Annotated in this window: 18 protein-coding genes; 17 read left to right on the top strand and 1 reads right to left on the bottom strand. The window is 59.5% G+C overall.

Annotated features, from left to right (window positions below):
* Nucleotides 1–49: 49 nt before the first annotated feature.
* The 16 genes from rseP to ispD all read left to right on the top strand — a co-directional run bounded on the left by rseP (nt 50) and on the right by ispD (nt 20068).
* Nucleotides 50–1402, top strand: a complete 1353-nt coding sequence (gene rseP, locus AC07NR_RS02875; protein ID WP_248738177.1) for a sigma E protease regulator RseP — start codon at nt 50–52, stop codon at nt 1400–1402.
* 74 nt (nt 1403–1476) lie between these two features.
* The gene (bamA, locus tag AC07NR_RS02870; protein ID WP_495077757.1) at nt 1477–3852 is read left to right on the top strand and encodes an outer membrane protein assembly factor BamA; all 2376 of its coding nucleotides are present in this window, start codon (nt 1477–1479) and stop codon (nt 3850–3852) included.
* A 45-nt stretch (nt 3853–3897) separates the two neighbouring features.
* Nucleotides 3898–4401 (top strand): OmpH/Skp family outer membrane protein, encoded by a 504-nt coding sequence (locus tag AC07NR_RS02865; RefSeq protein WP_003222140.1) that lies wholly within the window; start codon nt 3898–3900, stop codon nt 4399–4401.
* A 3-nt stretch (nt 4402–4404) separates the two neighbouring features.
* The gene (lpxD, locus tag AC07NR_RS02860; RefSeq protein ID WP_495077756.1) at nt 4405–5460 is read left to right on the top strand and encodes a UDP-3-O-(3-hydroxymyristoyl)glucosamine N-acyltransferase; all 1056 of its coding nucleotides are present in this window, start codon (nt 4405–4407) and stop codon (nt 5458–5460) included.
* Nucleotides 5461–5566: 106 nt separating this feature from the next.
* Nucleotides 5567–6007, top strand: coding sequence for a 3-hydroxyacyl-ACP dehydratase FabZ (gene fabZ, locus AC07NR_RS02855; RefSeq protein WP_003222142.1), 441 nt, complete (start codon nt 5567–5569; stop codon nt 6005–6007).
* Entirely contained in the window at nt 6004–6780 is a 777-nt protein-coding gene (gene lpxA, locus AC07NR_RS02850; protein ID WP_085712845.1) for an acyl-ACP--UDP-N-acetylglucosamine O-acyltransferase, read from the top strand. The genes fabZ and lpxA overlap by 4 nt, the downstream gene beginning before the upstream one ends.
* A gap of 2 nt (nt 6781–6782) precedes the next feature.
* Nucleotides 6783–7913, top strand: a complete 1131-nt coding sequence (gene lpxB / locus AC07NR_RS02845; protein WP_305837003.1) for a lipid-A-disaccharide synthase — start codon at nt 6783–6785, stop codon at nt 7911–7913.
* A gap of 11 nt (nt 7914–7924) precedes the next feature.
* On the top strand, nt 7925–8551 hold the full coding sequence (gene rnhB / locus AC07NR_RS02840; protein ID WP_085712847.1) for a ribonuclease HII: 627 nt from the start codon (nt 7925–7927) through the stop codon (nt 8549–8551).
* A 76-nt stretch (nt 8552–8627) separates the two neighbouring features.
* The gene (dnaE, locus tag AC07NR_RS02835; protein WP_085712848.1) at nt 8628–12149 is read left to right on the top strand and encodes a DNA polymerase III subunit alpha; all 3522 of its coding nucleotides are present in this window, start codon (nt 8628–8630) and stop codon (nt 12147–12149) included.
* A 140-nt stretch (nt 12150–12289) separates the two neighbouring features.
* On the top strand, nt 12290–13237 hold the full coding sequence (locus AC07NR_RS02830) for an acetyl-CoA carboxylase carboxyltransferase subunit alpha (protein ID WP_085712849.1): 948 nt from the start codon (nt 12290–12292) through the stop codon (nt 13235–13237).
* 146 nt (nt 13238–13383) lie between these two features.
* Nucleotides 13384–14712, top strand: coding sequence for a tRNA lysidine(34) synthetase TilS (gene tilS, locus AC07NR_RS02825; protein ID WP_495077755.1), 1329 nt, complete (start codon nt 13384–13386; stop codon nt 14710–14712).
* A 274-nt stretch (nt 14713–14986) separates the two neighbouring features.
* Nucleotides 14987–16618 carry a CTP synthase gene (pyrG, locus tag AC07NR_RS02820; protein ID WP_011332696.1) on the top strand — a complete coding sequence of 544 codons (1632 nt, stop codon included), beginning with the start codon at nt 14987–14989 and terminating at the stop codon, nt 16616–16618.
* A 4-nt stretch (nt 16619–16622) separates the two neighbouring features.
* Complete coding sequence (gene kdsA, locus AC07NR_RS02815) at nt 16623–17468, top strand: 3-deoxy-8-phosphooctulonate synthase (protein ID WP_007954807.1); 846 nt, start codon at nt 16623–16625, stop codon at nt 17466–17468.
* Nucleotides 17469–17624: 156 nt separating this feature from the next.
* Nucleotides 17625–18914 (top strand): phosphopyruvate hydratase, encoded by a 1290-nt coding sequence (eno, locus tag AC07NR_RS02810; RefSeq protein WP_007954808.1) that lies wholly within the window; start codon nt 17625–17627, stop codon nt 18912–18914.
* 171 nt (nt 18915–19085) lie between these two features.
* Nucleotides 19086–19364 carry a cell division protein FtsB gene (ftsB, locus tag AC07NR_RS02805; protein WP_003222158.1) on the top strand — a complete coding sequence of 93 codons (279 nt, stop codon included), beginning with the start codon at nt 19086–19088 and terminating at the stop codon, nt 19362–19364.
* Nucleotides 19361–20068, top strand: coding sequence for a 2-C-methyl-D-erythritol 4-phosphate cytidylyltransferase (ispD, locus tag AC07NR_RS02800; RefSeq protein ID WP_114881645.1), 708 nt, complete (start codon nt 19361–19363; stop codon nt 20066–20068). Before ftsB ends, ispD begins: the two co-directional genes overlap by 4 nt.
* Here ispD and AC07NR_RS02795 read toward each other — a convergent pair.
* Nucleotides 20065–20961: a LysR family transcriptional regulator gene (locus AC07NR_RS02795; RefSeq protein WP_085712852.1), complete on the bottom strand. Its 897-nt coding sequence runs from the start codon at nt 20959–20961 to the stop codon at nt 20065–20067. The genes ispD and AC07NR_RS02795 overlap by 4 nt on opposite strands.
* A 115-nt stretch (nt 20962–21076) precedes the next feature.
* Here AC07NR_RS02795 and AC07NR_RS02790 point away from each other — a divergent pair, with 115 nt between their 5' ends.
* Nucleotides 21077–22189, top strand: a complete 1113-nt coding sequence (locus AC07NR_RS02790) for an S-(hydroxymethyl)glutathione dehydrogenase/class III alcohol dehydrogenase (RefSeq protein ID WP_305837006.1) — start codon at nt 21077–21079, stop codon at nt 22187–22189.
* Nucleotides 22190–22202 lie beyond the last annotated feature (13 nt).

The raw sequence follows: 22202 nt of genomic DNA, 5'->3' as shown, positions 1-22202 counted from the left end.
TGCGGTAAAAGGCTTCACGCGGCATAGAACAGGATTGCGGAGAAAGTAGATGAGCGCGCTCTATATGATTGCCGGCACCCTGATCGCCCTGGGTGTGCTGGTCACCTTTCACGAATTCGGCCACTTCTGGGTCGCGCGTCGCTGTGGCGTCAAGGTCCTGCGCTTTTCCGTGGGCTTCGGCATGCCGTTGCTGCGCTGGCATGACAAGCAGGGGACAGAGTTTGTCGTTGCTGCCATTCCGCTGGGCGGCTACGTCAAGATGCTCGATGAGCGTGAAGGTGAAGTGCCCGCTGATCAGCTTCATTTGTCTTTCAATCGCAAGTCAGTTCGCCAGCGTATTGCTATCGTGGCTGCCGGACCCGTCGCCAACTTCCTGCTGGCCATGGTGTTCTTCTGGGTGCTGGCCATGCTCGGCAGCGAACAGGTACGTCCGGTCATCGGCGCTGTCGAGTCCGGCAGTATCGCTGCGAAAGCCGGTTTGAATGCAGGTCAGGAAATCGTCGCCATCGACGGCGAGCCCACTTCGGGCTGGGCGGCGGTCAATCTGCAACTGGTGCGTCGCCTGGGGGAAAGCGGTTCCCTGCAGGTATTGGTGCGTGAGCAGGGCTCTTCGGCCGATTCGCCGCGTGAGCTTGCGCTGGATCACTGGCTCAAAGGTGCTGACGAGCCGGATCCGATTCGTTCTCTGGGTATCCGTCCATGGCGTCCTGCATTGCCGCCGATTCTCGCTGAGCTCGATCCGAAAGGCCCGGCCCAGGCTGCCGGGTTGAAGACCGGTGACCGTCTGCTGGCGCTGGACGGCAAGGCGCTGGATGACTGGCAGCAAGTGGTCGACACGGTTCGTACGCGTCCTGATACCAAAATCATGCTGCACGTCGAGCGCGACGGTGCTCAAATCGACGTCCCCGTGACGCTGGCGGCGCGTGGTGAAAGCAAGTCGCCAAGCGGTTATCTGGGGGCAGGAGTAAAAGCTGTCGACTGGCCACCGGAGATGATCCGCGAGGTCAGTTATGGTCCTTTGGCCGCGATTGGCGAGGGTGCCCGTCGTACCTGGACCATGAGCGTGCTGACGCTGGATTCACTGAAGAAAATGCTGTTCGGCGAGCTCTCGGTAAAAAACTTGAGTGGACCGATAACCATTGCTAAAGTGGCGGGCGCTTCTGCCCAGTCGGGCGTTGCTGATTTCCTGAATTTCCTTGCTTATCTGAGTATTAGCCTGGGGGTTCTGAATTTGCTGCCTATTCCTGTACTGGATGGGGGGCATTTGTTGTTTTATCTGATCGAGTGGGCGCGTGGTCGTCCCTTGTCGGATCGGGTGCAAGGTTGGGGGATACAGATCGGTATCAGTTTGGTGGTCGGGGTGATGTTGCTTGCTCTGGTCAACGATCTGGGTCGACTGTAACGCTTCGCTGAATTGCGAATCTGCCGCATTTTGCGGCAGTTTGTTTATTGCCAGTTGGAATAAGAAAGGACTTCATGAAACGTCTGCTGCTAACTGCGGTTCTCACCGTATTGATGATCGCCGAAGTTCACGCCGAGTCCTTCACTATCTCTGATATTCGCGTCAATGGCCTCCAGCGGGTCTCCGCGGGTAGCGTCTTTGGTGCCTTGCCGTTGAACGTCGGCGAGCAGGCGGATGATCGTCGGCTGGTGGAATCCACTCGTGCGTTGTTCAAAACCGGTTTCTTTCAAGATATCCAGCTGGGCCGCGAAGGCAACGTTCTGGTGATCACGGTCGTCGAACGTCCATCGGTCGCGAGCATCGAGATCGAAGGCAACAAGGCGATCTCCACCGAAGACCTGATGAAGGGCCTCAAGCAATCCGGTCTGGCCGAAGGCGAGATCTTCCAGCGTGCGACCCTCGAAGGCGTGCGTAACGAACTGCAACGTCAGTACGTTGCACAAGGTCGTTACTCGGCCACCGTCGATACCGAAGTGGTATCGCAGCCGCGTAACCGTGTCGGCCTGAAAGTGAAGATCAACGAAGGCACCGTCGCTGCCATTCAGCACATCAACGTGGTAGGCAACACGGTTTTCCCTGAGGAAGACCTGACCGACCTGTTCGAACTGAAGACCACCAACTGGTTGTCGTTCTTCAAGAACGATGACAAGTACGCCCGTGAAAAGCTTTCCGGTGACCTGGAGCGTCTGCGTTCCTACTACCTGGACCGCGGCTATATCAACATGGATATCGCTTCGACCCAGGTTTCCATCACCCCGGACAAGAAGCACGTCTATATCACTGTCAACGTCAACGAAGGCGAGAAGTACACCGTTCGTGACGTCAAGCTCAGCGGTGATCTGAAAGTCCCTGAAGACCAGGTCAAGTCGCTGCTGCTGGTGCAAAAGGGCCAGGTTTTCTCGCGCAAGCTGATGACCACCACCTCGGAACTGATCACCCGCCGTCTGGGTAACGAAGGCTACACCTTCGCCAACGTCAATGGCGTTCCGCAGCCGCACGATGACGATCACACCGTCGACATCCTGTTCGCTGTCGATCCGGGCAAGCGTGCTTACGTCAACCGCATCAATTTCCGTGGCAACACCAAGTCCGAAGACGAAGTGCTGCGCCGCGAAATGCGTCAGATGGAAGGTGGCTGGGCTTCGACGTACCTGATCGACCAGTCCAAGACTCGTCTTGAGCGTCTGGGCTTCTTCAAGGAAGTGAACGTCGAGACTCCGGCTGTTCCGGGCGTCGACGACCAGGTTGACGTGAACTATGCGGTTGAAGAGCAGGCTTCCGGTTCGATCACTGCCAGCGTCGGTTTTGCTCAAAGTGCCGGTCTGATCCTCGGTGGCTCGATCACCCAGAACAACTTCCTCGGTACCGGCAACCGCGTCAGCGTCGGCCTGACCCGTAGCCAGTACCAGAGCCGTTACAACTTCGGCTACGTTGACCCCTACTGGACCGCCGATGGCGTGAGCCTGGGTTACAACGCGTTCTATCGCACCACCGACTACAAAGACCTTGACGTCGACGTAGCAAGCTATGCGGTAGACAGCCTGGGCGCCGGTGTGAACGTCGGTTACCCGATCAGCGAGACTTCGCGTCTGACCTTCGGTCTGTCGGCTCAGCAGGACAAGATCAAGACCGGTACCTACACCGTTGACGAGATTTTCGACTTCGTTAAGCGCGAAGGCGACCAGTACCTGAACTTCAAGGCGTCGGCCGGCTGGTCCGAGTCCACTCTGAACAAGGGCGTGTTGCCAACTCGTGGCCGTTCCCAGAGCGTGACCCTGGAATCCACCATCCCTGGCAGCGACCTGTCGTTCTACAAGCTTGATTATCGTGGTCAGCTGTTCCAGCCGATTACCGAGAACTATACCCTGCGCCTGCACACCGAACTGGGTTACGGCGATGGCTACGGTTCGACGGATGGCTTGCCGTTCTATGAAAACTACTATGCTGGTGGTTTCAACTCGGTTCGTGGCTTCAAGGACAGCACCCTCGGTCCACGCAGTACGCCAAGTAAGGGTACTAACCCTGGCACCCTGGCAGACCCGGACCAGGATCCGCTTCCGTTCGGTGGTAACGTCCTGATTCAGGGCGGTGTTGAAGTCCTGTTCCCGCTGCCATTCGTCAAGGATCAGCGTTCCCTGCGTACCTCGGTTTTCTGGGATGTGGGTAACGTGTTTGACTCGCAGTGCAAGGATACTGTGAACGCCGATGGCTCGAAGTCCAGCACCAAGTGCAACGACATCAGTCTGAGCAACATGGCCAGTTCCGTCGGTGTCGGCGTGACCTGGGTTACCGCACTGGGTCCTTTGAGCTTCGCGTTGGCCACACCGATCAAGAAACCGGATAACGCTGAAACTCAAGTGTTCCAATTCTCCCTCGGCCAGACGTTCTAAGCGTCTGACCCAAGATAACGACAATGGATTTTGTAGGAGTGCATCGTGCGTAAGTTGACTCAATTGGTTCTCCTGGCCTCCGTACTGGTGGCAGGCCCGGCATTTGCCGACATGAAAATCGCTGTTCTGAACTATCAGATGGCTCTGCTGGAGTCCGATGCGGCCAAGAAGTACGCCGTGGATGCCGAGAAGAAGTTCGGTCCTCAACTGACCAAACTGAAGACGCTGGAAAGCAGCGCCAAGGGTATCCAGGACCGTCTGATGGCTGGTGGCGACAAGATGCAGCAAGGCGAGCGTGAGCGTCTCGAGCTGGAATTCAAGCAAAAGGCCCGTGACTTCCAGTTCCAGTCCAAGGAACTGAACGAAGCCAAGGCTGTTGCTGACCGTGAAATGCTCAAGCAGCTCAAGCCGAAACTGGATAGCGCAGTGGAAGAAGTCATCAAGAAAGGTGGTTTTGACCTGGTGTTCGAGCGTGGCGCAGTGATCGATGTCAAACCTCAGTACGACATCACGCGCCAGGTTATCGAGCGCATGAATCAGCTGAAGTAACCCATGACCGTGACTATCAAACTCGGCCAGTTGGCCGAGTTCCTCGGTGCCACCCTGAGTGGCGATCCCGAGAAGCAAATTACTGGGCTAGCCACCTTGCAGGAGGCTGGCCCAGCTCAGTTGAGCTTTCTGGCAAACCCTCAATACCGCAAATACCTGGCAGGCTCGCAAGCGGCAGCATTGCTGCTCAAGGCGGCTGATGCCGAAGGTTATGCCGGTAATGCGTTGGTGGTGCCGGATCCTTATCTGGCTTACGCACGCATTTCTCACCTGTTCGATCCGAAGCCGAAAGCTGCAGCCGGTATCCATCCGTCGGCAGTGATCGCTCCGGATGCCGTGGTCGATCCGACTGCCAGCATCGGTCCCTTTGTGGTGATCGAGGAGCAAGCACGGATCGGGGCGGGCGTGACGCTTGGCGCGCATTGCGTTGTCGGTGCCCGCAGTGAAATCGGCGAGGGCGGCTGGCTGGCTCCGCGTGTCACGCTGTATCACGATGTGCGCATCGGCAAGCGGGTGGTGATCCAGTCAGGTGCAGTGCTTGGCGGTGAGGGCTTCGGCTTTGCCAACGAGAAAGGCATCTGGCAGAAAATCGCCCAGATCGGTGGCGTGGCCATCGGCGACGATGTGGAGATCGGCGTGAATACCGCCATCGACCGCGGTGCGTTGGCCGATACCGTGATCGGTAACGGTGTAAAGCTCGACAACCAGATTCAGATCGCCCACAACGTTCAGGTCGGTGATCACACCGCCATGGCTGCGTGCGTGGGGATTTCCGGCAGCACCAAAATCGGCAAGCACTGCATGCTCGCCGGTGGTGTCGGCCTGGTAGGGCACATCGATATTTGCGACAACGTATTCCTGACCGGGATGACCATGGTGACTCACTCGATTACCGAGCCGGGTGCCTACTCTTCCGGTACGGCCATGCAGCCGGCTGCCGAGTGGCGCAAAAGCGCGGCACGCATCCGTCAGCTCGATGACATCGCGCGACGCTTGCGACAGCTGGAAAAGCAGGCAGGGGAAGTGACCCCTGGCGGTAACGCTTCATCTGAAGGCTGATACCATTTCCATATCAAGTGTGCACAGCCTCTGGACTGCCTCCTTGATTTGCTAGAGGAGTGCGCGTCAGTCGCGCTCCCAATCTTTACATAGGCTTCCCCCCGAAATGATGGACATCAACGAGATTCGCGAATACCTGCCTCACCGTTACCCGTTCCTGCTGGTGGACCGGGTGGTGGAACTGGATACGGAAGGCAAGCGCATTCGCGCCTACAAGAATGTCAGCATCAACGAACCGTTCTTCAATGGCCATTTCCCTGCGCACCCGATCATGCCAGGCGTGTTGATCATCGAAGCGATGGCTCAGGCTGCCGGGATCCTCGGTTTCAAGATGCTCGATGTGAAACCGGCCGATGGCACCCTCTACTATTTCGTCGGTTCCGACAAACTGCGTTTCCGTCAGCCAGTGCTGCCGGGTGACCAGTTGATCCTCGAAGCCAAGTTCATCAGTTGCAAGCGTCAGATCTGGAAGTTCGAATGCCAGGCTTCGGTCGATGGCAAGCCGGTCTGCTCCGCTGAAATCATCTGTGCGGAACGCAAGCTATGAGTTTGATTGACCCTCGCGCAATCATCGATCCTTCGGCCGTACTGGCCGAAGGTGTCGAGGTCGGCCCGTGGTCGATCATCGGCGCAGGTGTGGAAATCGGCGAGGGAACAGTGATCGGGCCACACGTGATCCTCAAAGGTCCGACCCGAATCGGCAAGCACAATCGCATCTACCAGTTTTCCTCGGTAGGCGAAGACACGCCTGATCTCAAGTACAAGGGTGAAGAAACCCGTCTGGTGATCGGTGACCATAACGTTATCCGTGAAGGCGTGACGATTCACCGTGGCACGGTTCAGGATCGTTCCGAAACCACGCTGGGCGATCACAACCTGATCATGGCTTACGCCCACATCGGTCACGACAGTGTCATCGGCAACCACTGCATTCTGGTCAATAACACCGCGTTGGCCGGGCATGTGCACGTCGAGGACTGGGCGATCCTGTCCGGCTTCACGCTGGTGCATCAGTATTGCCACATCGGCGCCCACAGCTTTTCCGGCATGGGAACTGCCATTGGCAAGGACGTCCCGGCGTTCGTCACGGTGTTCGGCAATCCGGCTGAAGCTCGCAGCATGAACTTTGAAGGCATGCGCCGTCGCGGTTTCAGCGAGGATGCGATTCACGCTCTGCGTCGTGCCTACAAAACCGTTTATCGTCAGGGGCTGACTGTCGAGCAAGCGCTGGCCGAACTGGCCGAGCCTGCCGCCCAGTTCCCGGAAGTCGCGGTGTTCCGTGACTCCATCCAGTCGTCGTCTCGCGGCATCACTCGCTGATCATGGCCAATCTGCGTATTGCGCTGGTGGCGGGTGAGGCTTCCGGCGATATTCTGGGCGCCGGTCTGATGCGTGCCCTCAAGGCACAGCATCCGGCGGTCGAGTTCATCGGCGTCGGCGGCCCCCTGATGCAGGCCGAGGGCCTGAATTCCTACTTCCCCATGGAGCGGTTGTCGGTCATGGGGCTGGTGGAAGTCCTCGGTCGGCTGCGTGAGCTGCTCAAGCGCCGCAAGGATCTGATCGCCACCCTGATCGCTGAAAAGCCGGACGTGTTCATCGGCATCGATGCGCCGGATTTCAACCTCAATATCGAACTCAAGCTGCGTCAGGCCGGGATCAAGACCGTGCATTACGTCAGTCCGTCGGTATGGGCGTGGCGGCAGAAGCGGGTGCTGAAGATCCGCGAAGGCTGCGACCTGATGCTCACGTTGCTGCCGTTCGAAGCAAAGTTTTACGAAGAGAAGGGCGTACCGGTGCGGTTCGTCGGCCATACGCTGGCCGATACCATTCCACTGGAGGCTGATCGCGCCGCTGCGCGAGCCGAGCTGGGTTTGCCAGATGGCCCGCTGGTGGCTTTGATGCCGGGCAGCCGGGGCGGCGAAGTCAGTCGTCTGGGCGCGCTGTTTCTTGATACCGCTGAACGCCTGCGCGCCCTGCGTCCGGGTTTGCGCTTCGTCATACCATGTGCAAACCCAGAGCGTCGAGCCCAGCTTGAAGAGCTGCTGGCCGGCCGTGATCTGCCAGTGACCCTGCTCGACGGCAAGTCCCATCTGGCGCTGGCAGCGTGCAACGCGGTCCTGATCGCGTCGGGCACGGCGACCCTTGAGGCGCTGCTCTACAAGCGCCCGATGGTCGTGGCCTACCGCCTTGCGCCGCTGACGTTCTGGATTCTCAAGCGCATGGTCAAAAGCCCGTACGTCTCTCTGCCGAACCTGCTGGCCCAGCGGTTGCTGGTGCCGGAATTGTTGCAGGATGATGCGACGGTCGAGGCGCTGGCCCAGACCCTGTCGCCGCTGATCGACGGCGGTGAGGAACAGACTCGCGGCTTCGATGAAATCCACCGCACCCTGCGCCTGGACGCCTCCAATCAGGCGGCTGACGCCGTTCTGAACCTGATCGGTCAAACACGATGAGCAAGACAAGCATGCAGATGGGCCTGGATTTCACCCTGGTCGCCGAAGTCGAAGAGTTGGTGGCCGGCGTTGATGAGGTCGGTCGCGGCCCGTTGTGCGGTGCGGTCGTCACGGCAGCAGTCATCCTCGATCCGAACCGGCCGATTCTCGGTCTCAACGACTCGAAGAAACTCACCGAAGCCAAGCGTGAAAAGCTCTACGACGAAATCTGCGAAAAGGCTTTGAGCTGGTGCATCGCCCGTGCCGAAGTCGAAGAAATCGACGAGCTGAACATCCTTCACGCCACCATGCTGGCGATGCAGCGCGCCGTCGCGGGCCTGCATATCCAGCCGAAACTGGCGATGATCGACGGCAACCGCTGCCCGAAACTGCCGATGCGTTCTGAAGCGGTGGTCAAGGGCGACAGCAAGGTCCCGGCCATCGCAGCCGCGTCGATTCTGGCCAAGGTCAGCCGCGACCGCGAAATGGCGGCGTTCGAGTTGATCTACCCGGGTTACGGCATCGGCGGTCATAAAGGCTATCCGACGCCCGTTCATCTGGAAGCGCTGGTACGCCTCGGGCCGACGCCGATTCACCGGCGTTCGTTTGCCCCGGTGCGGCAGGCCTACGAGGCGCTGGAAGGTCTCACGCAGGTTTAGCGGCGAGGCTGATGTTTTATTCGGGGCCCGGTACAATCCGGGCCTTGTTGTCTCTATGTAACTGGACAGGATCACTATGCCGGCTTCATTCGTTCATCTACGCCTGCACACTGAATACTCCCTGGTCGACGGGCTGGTGCGGATCAAGCCGCTGGTCAAGGCCCTGACCGGCATGGGCATGCCGGCCGTTGCGGTTACCGACCAGAACAACATGTGTTCGCTGGTCAAATTCTATAAAAACACCATGGGCGCGGGGATCAAGCCGATCTGCGGCGCCGACCTGTGGCTGTCGAACAAGGACCCGGATGGCCCGCTGAGCCGGATCAGCCTGCTGGTCATGAACGCCCTGGGCTATCGCAATCTGACCGAGCTGATTTCCCGTGGCTTCATCGACGGTCAGCGCAACGGCATGATCATCATCGAGCGCGAGTGGGTGGCCGAGGCCAACGAAGGCTTGATCATGTTGTCCGCCGCAAAGGAAGGCGAGATCGGCATGGCCATGATCGGCGGCAATCCCGCCGAGGCCGAAGTCCTGACCCGTGAGTGGATGTCGGTGTTCCCGGATCGCTTCTATCTGGAGATCCAGCGCACCAATCGCCCGAACGACGAAGAGCAATTGCACGGCGCCGTGGCCCTGGCCGAGAAACTCGGCGCGCCGCTGGTCGCTACCAACGATGTGCGCTTCATCAAGCAGGAAGACTTCGCCGCCCACGAAACCCGCGTCTGCATCGGTGAGGGCCGGGCCCTCGACGATCCGCGTCGTTCGAAGAATTACAGCGATCAGCAGTACCTGAAAAGCGCCGAGGAAATGGCCGAGCTGTTCAGCGACCTGCCGGATGCCGTGGAAAACACCGTCGAGATCGCCAAGCGCTGCAATATCGACGTGAAGCTGGGCAAGCACTTCCTGCCGGACTATCCGATTCCCGATGGCATGACCATCGACGAGTATTTCCGCAAGGTGTCGTTCGATGGTCTGGACGAGCGCCTCAGCGTGCTGCTGCCCAAGGACACCACCGAAGATTACGAGGCCAAGCGTCAGGTCTATGTCGACCGGCTGAATTTCGAGCTGGATATCATCATCCAGATGGGATTCCCCGGTTACTTCCTGATCGTGATGGACTTTATCCAGTGGGCCAAGAACAACGGCGTGCCGGTGGGGCCGGGCCGGGGGTCGGGTGCTGGATCGCTGGTGGCCTATGTGCAGAAGATCACCGACCTCGACCCGCTGGAATATGACCTGCTGTTTGAACGTTTCCTCAACCCGGAACGGGTATCGATGCCCGACTTCGACGTCGACTTCTGCATGGACGGCCGCGACCGGGTGATCGACTACGTGGCCGAAAAGTACGGCCGCAACGCCGTAAGCCAGATCATCACCTTCGGTTCCATGGCGGCCAAGGCTGTGGTGCGGGACGTGGCGCGGGCCCAGGGCAAGTCGTTCGGCCTGGCGGATCGTCTGTCGAAGATGATTCCGTTCGAAGTCGGCATGACCCTGGAAAAAGCCTACGAGCAGGAAGAAATCCTGCGCGACTTCATCAAGGTCGATGAAGAAGCGGCGGAAATCTGGGAGATGGCGCGCAAGCTCGAAGGCGTGGTGCGTAACGTCGGTAAACACGCCGGTGGCGTGGTGATTGCGCCGACCAAACTGACCGACTTCTCGCCAATCTATTGCGACGAGGCCGGCGACGGTCTGGTAACCCAGTTCGACAAGGATGACGTGGAGGCGGCCGGTCTGGTGAAGTTCGACTTCCTCGGCCTGCGGACCCTGACGATCATCGACTGGGCGCTGAAAACCATCAACCGCGACCGCGCCAAGGTCAACGAGCCGCCGCTGGACATCGCGTTCATCCCGCTGGATGACAAGCCGACCTATCAGCTGCTGCAAAAAGCTGAAACCACCGCGGTGTTCCAGCTTGAATCCCGCGGCATGAAAGAGCTGATCAAAAAGCTCAAGCCCGACTGCCTCGAAGACCTTATCGCACTGGTGGCCCTGTTCCGTCCAGGCCCGTTGCAGTCCGGCATGGTGGATGACTTCATCAACCGTAAGCACGGTCGCGCGGAGCTTGCTTATCCGCACCCGGATTACCAGTACGAAGGTTTGCAGCCGGTGCTGGCGCCGACGTACGGCATCATCCTGTATCAGGAACAGGTGATGCAGATCGCCCAGGTCATGGCCGGTTACACCCTCGGTGGTGCGGACATGCTGCGTCGGGCGATGGGCAAGAAGAAACCCGAGGAAATGGCCAAGCAGCGCGGCGGTTTCATTGAGGGTTGTGCGTCGAACAATATCGACGCGGATCTGGCCGGTAACATTTTCGACCTGGTGGAAAAATTCGCCGGTTACGGCTTCAACAAATCCCACTCCGCTGCCTACGGCCTGGTTTCGTACCAGACCGCCTGGCTGAAGGCTCACTACCCGGCGCCGTTCATGGCCGCGGTACTGTCGGCGGATATGCACAACACCGACAAGGTCGTGACCTTGATCGAGGAAGTGCGCACGATGAAGCTGCGCCTCGACGCGCCGGACGTGAACACTTCGGAGTTCAAGTTCACGGTGAACGACGAGGGCCGCATCGTGTACGGTCTGGGCGCGATCAAAGGCGTCGGCGAAGGCCCGGTGGAAGCGATCACCGAAGCCCGTCAGGCCGGTCCGTTCAAGGATCTGTTCGACTTCTGCGCCCGGGTCGACCTCAAGCGCATCAACAAGCGTACGCTGGACGGCCTGATCCGCAGCGGCGCGCTGGATCGCCTCGGCCCGTACTTCCATGACGAGCAAAAGGCGTATCAGGCCAACATCGACCGCAACCGCGCGGTGCTGCTGGCGGCGATGGAAGAGGCGATCAAGTCGGCCGAACAGACTGCACGCACCCGCGACAGTGGTCACGCCGACCTGTTCGGCGGGCTGTTCGTCGAGGAAGACGCAGACGTTTACGCGCTGCATCGCAAGGCCAAGGAGCTGACCCTCAAGGAACGCCTCAAGGGTGAAAAAGACACCCTCGGCCTGTACCTGACCGGTCACCCGATCGACGAATACGAAGGCGAAATACGCCGTTTCGCCCGCCAGCGCATCATCGACCTGAAACCGGCCCGGGACACCCAGACCGTGGCGGGGATGATCATTGCCCTGCGGGTGATGAAGAACAAAAAAGGCGACAAGATGGGCTTCATCACCCTCGACGACCGCTCCGGGCGGATCGAGGCGTCGCTGTTCGCCGATGCGTTCCACTCCGCGCAGTCGCTGTTGCAGACCGATGCGATGGTGGTGGTCGAAGGCGAGGTCAGCAACGATGACTTCTCCGGCGGCCTGCGCCTGCGGGTCAAGCGGGTGATGAGCATGGAAGATGCGCGCACCAACCTGGCCGAGAGCCTGCGCCTGAAGCTGCAGACCCAGGACCTGAAAGGCGATCAGCTACGCTGGTTGGGGGATTTGCTCAAGCGTCATCGCGGGGCATGCCCGATCACCATGGAATACACCAGCCCGGATGCGAAGACCTTGCTGCAGTTTGGCGAGACCTGGCGGATCGACCCGGCGGATGCCTTGATTCAAGCCCTGCGTGACCAGTTCGGGCGAGACAACGTCTTCCTCCAATACCGTTGACCGGCAGGTGAGACCGAACCGCCTGCCCACAACCTGAATTTTTAATCTCGACCTCAGCGCGCCTCTCCCTTAAGGTAGGGCGCGAATAGACAACCGGCCGGCCCCAAGCTCACTTGGGACACGACCCAAGACGGACGCCTATGAACCCGAATTTCCTGGATTTCGAACAGCCGATCGCCGACCTGCAAGCCAAGATCGAAGAGTTGCGCTTGGTCGGTAATGACAATTCGCTGAATATCGGCGATGAGATCTCCCGCCTGCAGGACAAGAGCAAGACGCTCACCGAAGACATCTTCGGCAAGCTGACCAGCTGGCAGATCGCACGTCTGGCACGTCACCCGAAACGTCCATACACCCTGGACTACATCGAGCACATCTTCACCGAGTTCGACGAACTGCACGGTGACCGTCACTTCTCCGACGACGCGGCCATTGTGGGCGGCGTGGCACGTCTGGAAGACCAGCCAGTGATGGTGATCGGTCACCAGAAGGGCCGTGAAGTGCGTGAAAAGGTACGCCGCAACTTCGGCATGCCGCGTCCGGAAGGCTACCGCAAGGCGTGCCGCCTGATGGAAATGGCCGAGCGTTTCAAGATGCCGATCCTGACCTTCATCGACACCCCGGGCGCCTACCCTGGCATCGACGCCGAAGAGCGCAACCAGAGCGAAGCGATCGCCTGGAACCTGCGCGTCATGGCCCGCCTGAAAACCCCGATCATCGCCACCGTAATCGGTGAAGGTGGTTCCGGCGGCGCTCTGGCAATCGGTGTCTGCGACCAGCTGAACATGCTGCAGTACTCGACTTACGCGGTGATTTCGCCGGAAGGTTGCGCTTCGATTCTGTGGAAAACCGCAGAAAAGGCGCCGGATGCCGCTGAAGCGATGGGCATCACCGCCGAGCGTCTGAAAGGCCTGGGCATCGTCGACAAAGTGATCGGCGAGCCTCTGGGCGGCGCCCACCGCGATCCGGCGGCTGCAGCTGCCTCGATCCGTGCCGAGCTGAGCTCGCAACTGGCGATGCTGAAGAAGCTCGACAACGAAGCGCTGCTCAAGCGTCGTTACGATCGTCTGATGAGCTACGGTCTCTAAGTCGAGCCGTTTCGGCCATTGATGCAAAACACTGTGGGAGCGGGCTTGCCCGCGAATGCGATGTAACATTCAACAACTGTGTTGGCTGTTTCACCGCTTTCGCGAGCAAGCCCGCTCCCACATTTGGTTTGTGAAAAGGTAGAAAAATGGGTCAGCCCTCGATTGATTTGCCTTCCAGGCTTCTGCGTAATCTCAAGCCCTGGCTCGATGCGGCCCATTGGCGTATCGCTTTCTCGGGTGGCCTCGACTCCACCGTCCTGCTGCACCTTCTGGCAACTATCGCCAAATCCGAATCCCTTCCGGCGCTAAGTGCCATCCATGTCCATCACGGCCTTCAGGCCGCGGCCGATGCGTGGCCGGCGCATTGCCAGGCTGTCTGTGACGCCTTGGGCATTCCATTGCAGATCGTTCACGTGACCGTGCAAAAGGGCGCCAGCCTTGAGCGTGTGGCGCGGGATGCGCGTTACGCGGCATTCACTTCAGCGACCCGGATCAATGATGTCTTGATGACGGGCCAGCACCGCGACGACCAGGCAGAAACCCTGTTGTTCCGGTTGCTGCGAGGCGCCGGAGTGCGCGGCCTGTCTGGCATGCCGGCGCAACGAGCATTGGGGCAGGGCAGTCTGGTTCGGCCCATGCTCGACATCTCGCGTGCCGAACTGGAAGCCTATGCGCGGGATCATGATCTGCGTTGGGTGGAGGATCCGTCGAATCAGGATCGACAGTTCTCGCGCAACTACCTGCGTCATCAGGTCATGCCGCTGCTGACCGGTCGCTGGCCGCAGGCACACGTCAGCATGGCCCGCAGTGCGGCGCATTTGCGGGAGGCGCAAGGTTTACTCGATGAACTGGCGCAGATCGATCTGGCTCAAGCGAGCTTGCCCGGTGAGTTCGAATGGTCGGGATTGCCATCGCTGGAGTTCGCGGTCCTCGCCGGGTTGTCCGATGCGCGCCAGCGCAATGCACTCAGTCACTGGCTCGAACCGCTGACCCGACTGCCGGATACCGACCATTGGTCGGGTTGGATCGATCTGCGCGATGCCGGTAACGATGCCGCTCCGGTCTGGCGTCTGGCGGATGGCGAGTTGCACCGCAGCGCCGGTCGCCTGTGGTGGCTCAGCGGCCACTGGCTGCGCACGCCGGTGGTCAGCGGCGACTGGCGCGAGACGTCGCTGGCGCTACGCTTGCCCGATAACGGGCGTGTCATGTTCAGCGGTCAGACTCCCGCAGGGCCGCTGCAGATCCGCTATCGACGGGGCGGCGAGGTGATGCATCTGGCGGATCGCGGACATCGCGATCTCAAGCGCCTGCTCAATGAGCGCGCGGTGCCGGCCTTTGTGCGTGGCAGATTGCCGCTGCTGTTTCGTGGTGAAGAATTGCTCGCCGTGGCGAACCTGCCGGGGCTCGATGGCAATGCACCGGAGGGATGGCGATTGCATTGGCAGCCTTCTGACGAAGATCAAGGTTTGAGATGAAGGGGGCATTCCGGTAGACTACGCTCCCTTCTTGATACAACTTCTGTGGATTCGCCTGAATTGCAGGAGTTGCCGATTACCAAGCAGTCTTTGCTGGGCGATTCCAAAAAATGTGTAGCGAGCAACGTACCGGTGTTTTCACTTCCGGTCTGTCCCAACGCGGCGGTTTTTTTGAAAGGTGCACTGTGATTAATGCAGGTGATCGGGGGCTTCGGCCTTCCTTCGCTTTCCCCGGCGGCTCGGACCGCTTTAACGCAGACTTCTAGGGTTTTTCATGACGCGCTACATATTCGTCACGGGCGGTGTTGTTTCTTCTTTGGGGAAAGGCATTGCATCGGCTTCATTGGCGGCCATCCTGGAGGCGCGGGGGCTTAAGGTCACCATGCTGAAGCTGGATCCGTACATCAACGTCGACCCGGGCACCATGAGCCCGTTCCAGCACGGTGAAGTGTTCGTCACCCACGACGGCGCCGAGACCGACCTGGACCTGGGCCACTACGAGCGGTTCATCCGCACGACCATGACCCAGAACAACAACTTCACCACCGGCCGTGTCTACGAGCACGTGCTGCGCAAAGAGCGCCGTGGTGACTACCTGGGTGCAACCATCCAGGTGATTCCGCACATCACCGACGAAATCAAGCGTCGCATCATCAAGGGTGCCGGCGATGCCGACGTGGCCCTGGTGGAAATCGGCGGTACCGTTGGCGACATCGAATCGCAACCGTTCCTCGAGGCCATCCGCCAGCTGCGTGTGGAAGTCGGTTCCAAGCGCGCGATGCTGATGCACCTGACCCTGGTTCCGTACATCGCCACCGCTGGCGAGACCAAGACCAAGCCGACCCAGCACTCCGTAAAAGAGCTGCGTTCGATCGGCCTGCAGCCAGACGTGCTGATCTGCCGCTCCGACCATCCGGTGGATGTGTCGTCGCGTCGCAAGATCGCGCTGTTCACCAACGTTGAAGAGCGTGCGGTGATCTCCCTGGAAGACGTCGACACCATCTACAAGATCCCGGCCGTGCTGCACGCCCAGGGTCTGGACGATTTCGTCGTCGAGCGTTTCGGCCTGCAATGCAATGGCGCCGACCTGTCCGAGTGGGAAAAGGTCGTTGATGCCAAGCTCAATCCAGAGCACGAAGTCACCATCGCGATGGTCGGCAAGTACATGGAGCTGCTGGACGCCTACAAGTCGCTGATCGAAGCGATGAGTCACGCCGGCATCACCAACCGCACAAAGGTCAACCTGCGCTACATCGATTCCGAAGACATCGAGAACCAGGGCACCGCGCTGCTGGAAGGCGTGGACGCGATCCTCGTACCGGGCGGCTTCGGTCTGCGTGGCGTGGAAGGCAAGATCACTGCCGTTCAATATGCTCGCGAAAACAAGGTTCCTTACCTGGGTATCTGCCTGGGCATGCAAGTGGCGGTCATCGAGTTCGCCCGTAACGTGCTGGGCTGGAAAGACGCCAACTCCACCGAGTTCGATCGTGCCAGCGGCCATCCGGTTGTCGGTCTGATCACCGAGTGGGAAGACGCCACCGGCGCCGTTGAAGTACGTACCGAAGCGTCCGACCTGGGCGGCACCATGCGCCTCGGCGCTCAGGAATGCCTGCTCGAAGCCGGCTCCAAGGTGCACGACTGCTACGGCAAGGATGTGATTGTCGAGCGTCACCGTCACCGTTACGAAGTGAACAACAACCTGCTGCCGCAGATCATCGAAGCCGGCCTGAAGATTTCCGGTCGTTCTTCCGATGCAGCGCTGGTCGAAGTGGTCGAAGCACCGGATCATCCATGGTTCGTCGCTTGCCAGTTCCACCCGGAATTCACCTCGACTCCGCGTGACGGTCACCCGCTGTTCAGCGGTTTCGTGAAAGCAGCGTTGGCTCAACACCAGAAGAAGGCGTAACCCGATGGCACAGAAGATCATCCGCGTCGGCGACATCGAGATTGCCAACGACAAACCCATGGTGCTGTTCGGCGGCATGAACGTGCTGGAAAGCCGTGACATGGCCATGCAGGTTTGCGAAGAGTACGTGAAGGTCACCGAAAAGCTCGGTATCCCTTACGTGTTCAAGGCCAGCTTCGACAAGGCCAACCGTTCTTCTGTGACCTCCTATCGCGGTCCTGGCCTGGAAGAGGGCATGCGCATCTTCCAGGACATCAAGCAAGCCTTCGGCGTGCCGATCATCACCGACGTCCACGAGCCTGACCAGGCCGCGGTCGTCGCTGAGGTCTGCGACATCATCCAGCTGCCGGCCTTTCTGTCGCGCCAGACCGATCTGGTCGTCGCGATGGCCAAGACCAACGCTGTGATCAACATCAAGAAAGCCCAGTTCCTCGCGCCTCAGGAAATGAAACACATCCTGAACAAGTGCGTGGAAGCGGGTAACGATCAATTGATCCTCTGCGAGCGCGGTTCGAGCTTCGGCTACAACAACCTCGTGGTGGACATGCTCGGCTTCGGCATCATGAAGCAGTTCGAGTACCCGGTATTCTTCGACGTGACCCATTCGCTGCAAATGCCTGGCGGTCGTTCCGACTCCGCCGGCGGTCGCCGCGCCCAGGTCACCGACCTGGCCAAGGCGGGCATGAGCCAGTCGCTGGCGGGTCTGTTCCTCGAAGCGCACCCGGATCCGGACAACGCCAAATGCGACGGCCCTTGTGCCTTGCGTCTGGACAAACTGGAGCCATTCCTGGCCCAGCTCAAAGCCCTGGACGAACTGGTGAAGAGTTTTCCGACGGTAGAAACCGCGTAAACCTCAATTCTCCGGTAAAGTACCGCACGATTTGTCGCTCATGCCCTTGGGTATGAGCGTTGTCGTCTGCAAGCTGCCCGCTGTACACCACTTGCCGACGGTCAAAAGATTTCCTCTAGCTGCGTCGTTTTCGTCAACTTTGGAGTGTTTACAACAATGGCAAAAATCGTCGACATCAAAGGTCGTGAAGTTCTCGACTCCCGTGGCAATCCCACCGTGGAAGCGGACGTGCTTCTCGACAACGGCATCATCGGCAGCGCTTGCGCGCCGTCCGGTGCATCCACTGGCTCGCGTGAAGCGCTCGAGCTGCGTGATGGCGACAAGAGCCGTTACCTGGGCAAGGGCGTGCTCAAGGCGGTAGCCAACATCAACGGTCCGATCCGCGATCTGCTGCTGGGCACCGACCCGAGCGACCAGAAAGCCCTGGATCACGCGATGATCAAGCTCGACGGTACCGAAAACAAAGCAACCCTGGGCGCCAACGCCATCCTCGCCGTGTCCCTGGCTGCGGCCAAGGCGGCTGCACAGGATCAGGACCTGCCGCTGTACGCACACATCGCCAACCTGAACGGCACTCCGGGTGTTTACTCGATGCCGGTTCCGATGATGAACATCATCAACGGTGGCGAACACGCCGACAACAACGTCGACATCCAGGAATTCATGGTTCAGCCGGTTGGCGCCAAGTCTTTCTCGGAAGGTCTGCGCATGGGCACCGAGATTTTCCATCACCTGAAAGCTGTGCTGAAGGCTCGTGGCCTGAGCACTGCTGTCGGTGACGAAGGCGGTTTCGCTCCAAACCTGGCTTCCAACGAAGACGCACTGAAAGTGATCTCCGAAGCAGTCGCCAATGCCGGTTACAAACTGGGCACCGACGTGACCCTGGCTCTGGACTGCGCGGCCAGCGAATTCTTCGAAGACGGCAAGTACAACCTGTCCGGCGAAGGCCAGGTGTTCACCGCTGAAGGTTTCGCCGATTACCTGAAAGGTCTGACCGAGCGTTACCCGATCATCTCCATCGAAGACGGACTGGACGAGTCCGACTGGGCTGGCTGGAAGATCCTCACCGACAAGATCGGCGAGAAGACCCAGCTGGTAGGCGACGACCTGTTCGTGACCAACACCAAGATCCTGAAAGAAGGCATCGATAAAAAGATCGCCAACTCGATCCTGATCAAGTTCAACCAGATCGGCACCCTGACCGAAACCCTGGAAGCCATCCAGATGGCCAAGGCTGCCGGTTACACCGCCGTGATCTCGCACCGTTCGGGCGAAACCGAAGATTCGACCATTGCCGACCTGGCTGTGGGTACTTCGGCTGGCCAGATCAAGACCGGCTCTCTGTGCCGTTCCGACCGCGTTTCCAAGTACAACCAACTGCTGCGTATCGAAGAGCAGTTGAATGGCAAAGCCAAGTACAACGGTCGCTCCGAGTTTCGCGGTTAAGTTGTAGATGGTAAAAAGACACCGGATTGTGTCGGAAAAGTCGTGACAGCGATGGATTTGCCACTAATCTGATGCCTTATATGCACAAGCCTGGATATTCCAGGCTTCGTGCTATCAGATGCTTCAAAGTTTTTGCGTGGCTGTCTTTTTTCACTGGATACCTGATATTCGATGCGCAGTCCTTACTGGTTGTTTCTCGTCTTGCTCTTACTGCTGGCCGGTCTGCAGTACCGCCTGTGGGTGGGCAATGGCAGTCTGGCGCAAGTTGCCGAACTGAATCAGCAGATCGCTGATCAACACGCCGAGAACGAAGCCTTGCTAGAGCGCAACCGGGTGATGGACGCTGAAGTCAGCGAGTTGAAAAAAGGCATGGAGACCGTTGAAGAGCGGGCTCGTCACGAACTGGGCATGGTCAAGGACGGCGAAACCCTTTACCAGTTGGCCCAATGATCGATTCCCTGCCGGCCTTCTGGGCCGTGATTCCTGCCGCGGGCGTTGGTGCCCGTATGGCCGCGGACCGTCCCAAGCAATATCTGCAACTGGGCGGGCGCACAATTCTTGAACACAGCCTCGGCTGTTTCCTCGATCATCCGAGCCTCAAGGGCCTGGTGGTCAGTCTTGCCTCTGATGATCCTTATTGGCCGACCCTGGCCAGCGCCAGTGATCCGCGAATTCAACGGGTCGAGGGTGGAGCCGAGCGTTCCGGTTCGGTGCTCAACGCCTTGCTGCATCTGCATGCGCAAGGTGCCGACGATGAGGATTGGGTGCTGGTGCACGATGCGGCACGGCCCAATCTGAGCCGTGACGATCTCGATAAATTACTTTCAGAACTTGCCGACGATTCAGTGGGCGGCCTGCTGGCCGTTCCGGCGCGCGACACTCTCAAGCGGGTCGACAAGCACGGTCGTGTGGTCGAAACCGTGGATCGCAGCGTGATCTGGCAGGCCTATACGCCGCAGATGTTCCGCCTCGGTGCTCTGCACCGCGCGCTGGCGGACAGTCTGGTGGCCGACGCGCTGATCACCGATGAAGCCTCGGCGATGGAGTGGGCCGGCATGGCGCCGCGTCTGATCGAAGGTCGCGCGGATAACCTGAAAGTCACTCGCCCGGAAGACCTCGAATGGTTGCGCCAGCGCTGGGCCAACCGTCGTTAAATCCGGTATTCCGGCCGTTCGGCCAGACCTTCCTTGAGAAAATCCACCAGTTTGCGCACCTTCGGCGACAGATGCCGTTGTTGTGGATACAACGCCCACACCGCCGTATTCGGCGGTTGATGCGCCTCCAGCAGTGAGATCAACGCACCGCTGTGCAGGTGCTCCAGCACGTAATAGTCCGGCAACTGACACAAGCCGACGCCTTGCAGCGCCGCATCCAGCACCGCTTGCCCACTGTTGCAGCGCCAGTTTCCCTGTACCCGCTGGGAAAATTCCCGCCCGTTCTGTTCCAGTTGCCAGATATCCGAACTACCGATCAGGCAATTGTGTCGGCTCAGTTCCGACAAGCTGTGTGGCCGACCGTACCGTTCGAGGTAGGACGGCGATGCGCAGAGGTACATGCGCCGTGGGGCCAGACGAGTCGCCACCAGTCGGGAATCCTGAAGACGCCCGAGACGGATCGCCAGATCCAGGCCTTCATGCACCAGATCGAGTTGCCGGTTGGTCAGTTCGATATCGATGCGCAGTTGCGGGTAGTGCCCCATGAACCGGGTCACCAGCGGCACGATGAAGCGCTCGCCATAAGCCACGGCGCAGGTCATGCGCAGCATGCCTTTGGGCTCGCTGGTCAGATCGCCGACTGCACGCAACGCTTCTTCGCGACCATCCTGCAGGCGCTGGCAATGTTGCAGGAAGGTCTGGCCGGCTTCTGTCAGCGTGACGCGCCGGGTACTGCGGTAGAGCAGTCGTGTCTGTAAACGCTCCTCCAGCCGTACGATTTGTCGACTGATGTGCGAGGAAGAGACGCCCAGGCGTTCGGCAGCAGCGGTGAACTGGCTGCATTCGGCAACGGCAACGAACTCGTCGATGCCTTCCCAGCGGTTTTCGGACATCGGGATTATCCCTGTATGGCAATAATGTTTTGCTTTTGTCCGGATTATTCATCAATCGGCGCTGGACTACACTGCCAGTCTGTTTTTTATTCAATGGATTCACTGGAGAGTCAGCATGATCAAGTCGCGCGCCGCCGTTGCCTTCGAGGCCAAGAAGCCGCTGGAAATCGTAGAAGTCGATGTCGCCATGCCCAAGGCCGGTGAAGTGTTGCTGCGCGTGGTGGCTTCCGGGGTTTGCCACACTGACGCCTACACCCTGTCCGGCGCTGACCCGGAAGGTATCTTCCCGTCGATCCTCGGTCACGAAGGCGGCGCGATCGTTGAAGCGATCGGCGAAGGCGTGACCTCGGTGGCCGTCGGCGATCACGTGATCCCGCTGTACACCCCGGAATGCGGCCAGTGCAAATTCTGCAAGTCGGGCAAGACCAACCTGTGCCAGGCGATTCGCGCCACTCAAGGCAAGGGCCTGATGCCGGACGGCACTTCGCGTTTTTCCTACAAGGGCCAAACGATTTTCCACTACATGGGTACCTCGACCTTCTCCGAGTACACCGTGCTGCCGGAAATCTCCGTGGCCAGGATCTCCAAGGATGCACCGCTGGAAAAGGTCTGCCTGCTCGGTTGCGGCGTGACCACCGGGATCGGTGCGGTGATCAACACCGCCAAGGTCAAACCGGGTGACACCGTGGCCATCTTCGGTCTTGGCGGTATCGGTCTGTCGGCGGTGATTGGCGCGGTGAAGGCCAAGGCTTCGCGCATCATCGCTATCGACATCAACCCGGCCAAGTTCGAAATCGCCAAGCAATTGGGCGCTACCGACTACGTGAACCCGAAAGATTTCGATCGTCCGATCCAGGAAGTGATCGTCGACATGACCGATGGCGGCGTCGACTTCTCCTTCGAATGCATCGGCAACGTGCAACTGATGCGCGCAGCCCTCGAGTGCTGCCATAAAGGCTGGGGCGAGTCAGTGATCATCGGTGTAGCCGGTGCCGGCCAGGAAATCGCCACCCGTCCGTTCCAGCTGGTGACCGGTCGTGTCTGGCGCGGCTCGGCGTTCGGCGGCGTGCGTGGTCGTACCGAATTGCCAAGCTATGTCGATATGGCTCAGAGCGGCGAAATCCCGCTGGATACCTTCATCACCCACACCATGGGCCTGGAAGACATCAACAAGGCCTTCGACCTGATGCACGAAGGCAAGAGCATCCGTACCGTTATTCATTTCTGATCAATCGCGATGC

The sequence above is a fragment of the Pseudomonas sp. GW821-FHT09C09 genome, assembly GCF_059418105.1.
The sequence above is the reverse complement of the archived record's forward strand: the minus strand, read 5'-3'. Positions and strand labels throughout refer to the sequence as shown.

Bases quoted from the DNA above. Each gene is read 5' to 3' on its own strand.
- rseP (WP_248738177.1), top strand. From the start codon at position 50: ATGAGCGCGCTCTATATGATTGCCGGCACCCTGATCGCCCTGGGTGTG.
- bamA (WP_495077757.1), top strand. From the start codon at position 1,477: ATGAAACGTCTGCTGCTAACTGCGGTTCTCACCGTATTGATGATCGCC.
- lpxD (WP_495077756.1), top strand. From the start codon at position 4,405: ATGACCGTGACTATCAAACTCGGCCAGTTGGCCGAGTTCCTCGGTGCC.
- fabZ (WP_003222142.1), top strand. From the start codon at position 5,567: ATGATGGACATCAACGAGATTCGCGAATACCTGCCTCACCGTTACCCG.
- lpxA (WP_085712845.1), top strand. From the start codon at position 6,004: ATGAGTTTGATTGACCCTCGCGCAATCATCGATCCTTCGGCCGTACTG.
- lpxB (WP_305837003.1), top strand. From the start codon at position 6,783: ATGGCCAATCTGCGTATTGCGCTGGTGGCGGGTGAGGCTTCCGGCGAT.
- rnhB (WP_085712847.1), top strand. From the start codon at position 7,925: ATGCAGATGGGCCTGGATTTCACCCTGGTCGCCGAAGTCGAAGAGTTG.
- dnaE (WP_085712848.1), top strand. From the start codon at position 8,628: ATGCCGGCTTCATTCGTTCATCTACGCCTGCACACTGAATACTCCCTG.
- AC07NR_RS02830 (WP_085712849.1), top strand. From the start codon at position 12,290: ATGAACCCGAATTTCCTGGATTTCGAACAGCCGATCGCCGACCTGCAA.
- tilS (WP_495077755.1), top strand. From the start codon at position 13,384: ATGGGTCAGCCCTCGATTGATTTGCCTTCCAGGCTTCTGCGTAATCTC.
- pyrG (WP_011332696.1), top strand. From the start codon at position 14,987: ATGACGCGCTACATATTCGTCACGGGCGGTGTTGTTTCTTCTTTGGGG.
- kdsA (WP_007954807.1), top strand. From the start codon at position 16,623: ATGGCACAGAAGATCATCCGCGTCGGCGACATCGAGATTGCCAACGAC.
- eno (WP_007954808.1), top strand. From the start codon at position 17,625: ATGGCAAAAATCGTCGACATCAAAGGTCGTGAAGTTCTCGACTCCCGT.
- ftsB (WP_003222158.1), top strand. From the start codon at position 19,086: ATGCGCAGTCCTTACTGGTTGTTTCTCGTCTTGCTCTTACTGCTGGCC.
- ispD (WP_114881645.1), top strand. From the start codon at position 19,361: ATGATCGATTCCCTGCCGGCCTTCTGGGCCGTGATTCCTGCCGCGGGC.
- AC07NR_RS02795 (WP_085712852.1), bottom strand. From the start codon at position 20,961: ATGTCCGAAAACCGCTGGGAAGGCATCGACGAGTTCGTTGCCGTTGCC.
- AC07NR_RS02790 (WP_305837006.1), top strand. From the start codon at position 21,077: ATGATCAAGTCGCGCGCCGCCGTTGCCTTCGAGGCCAAGAAGCCGCTG.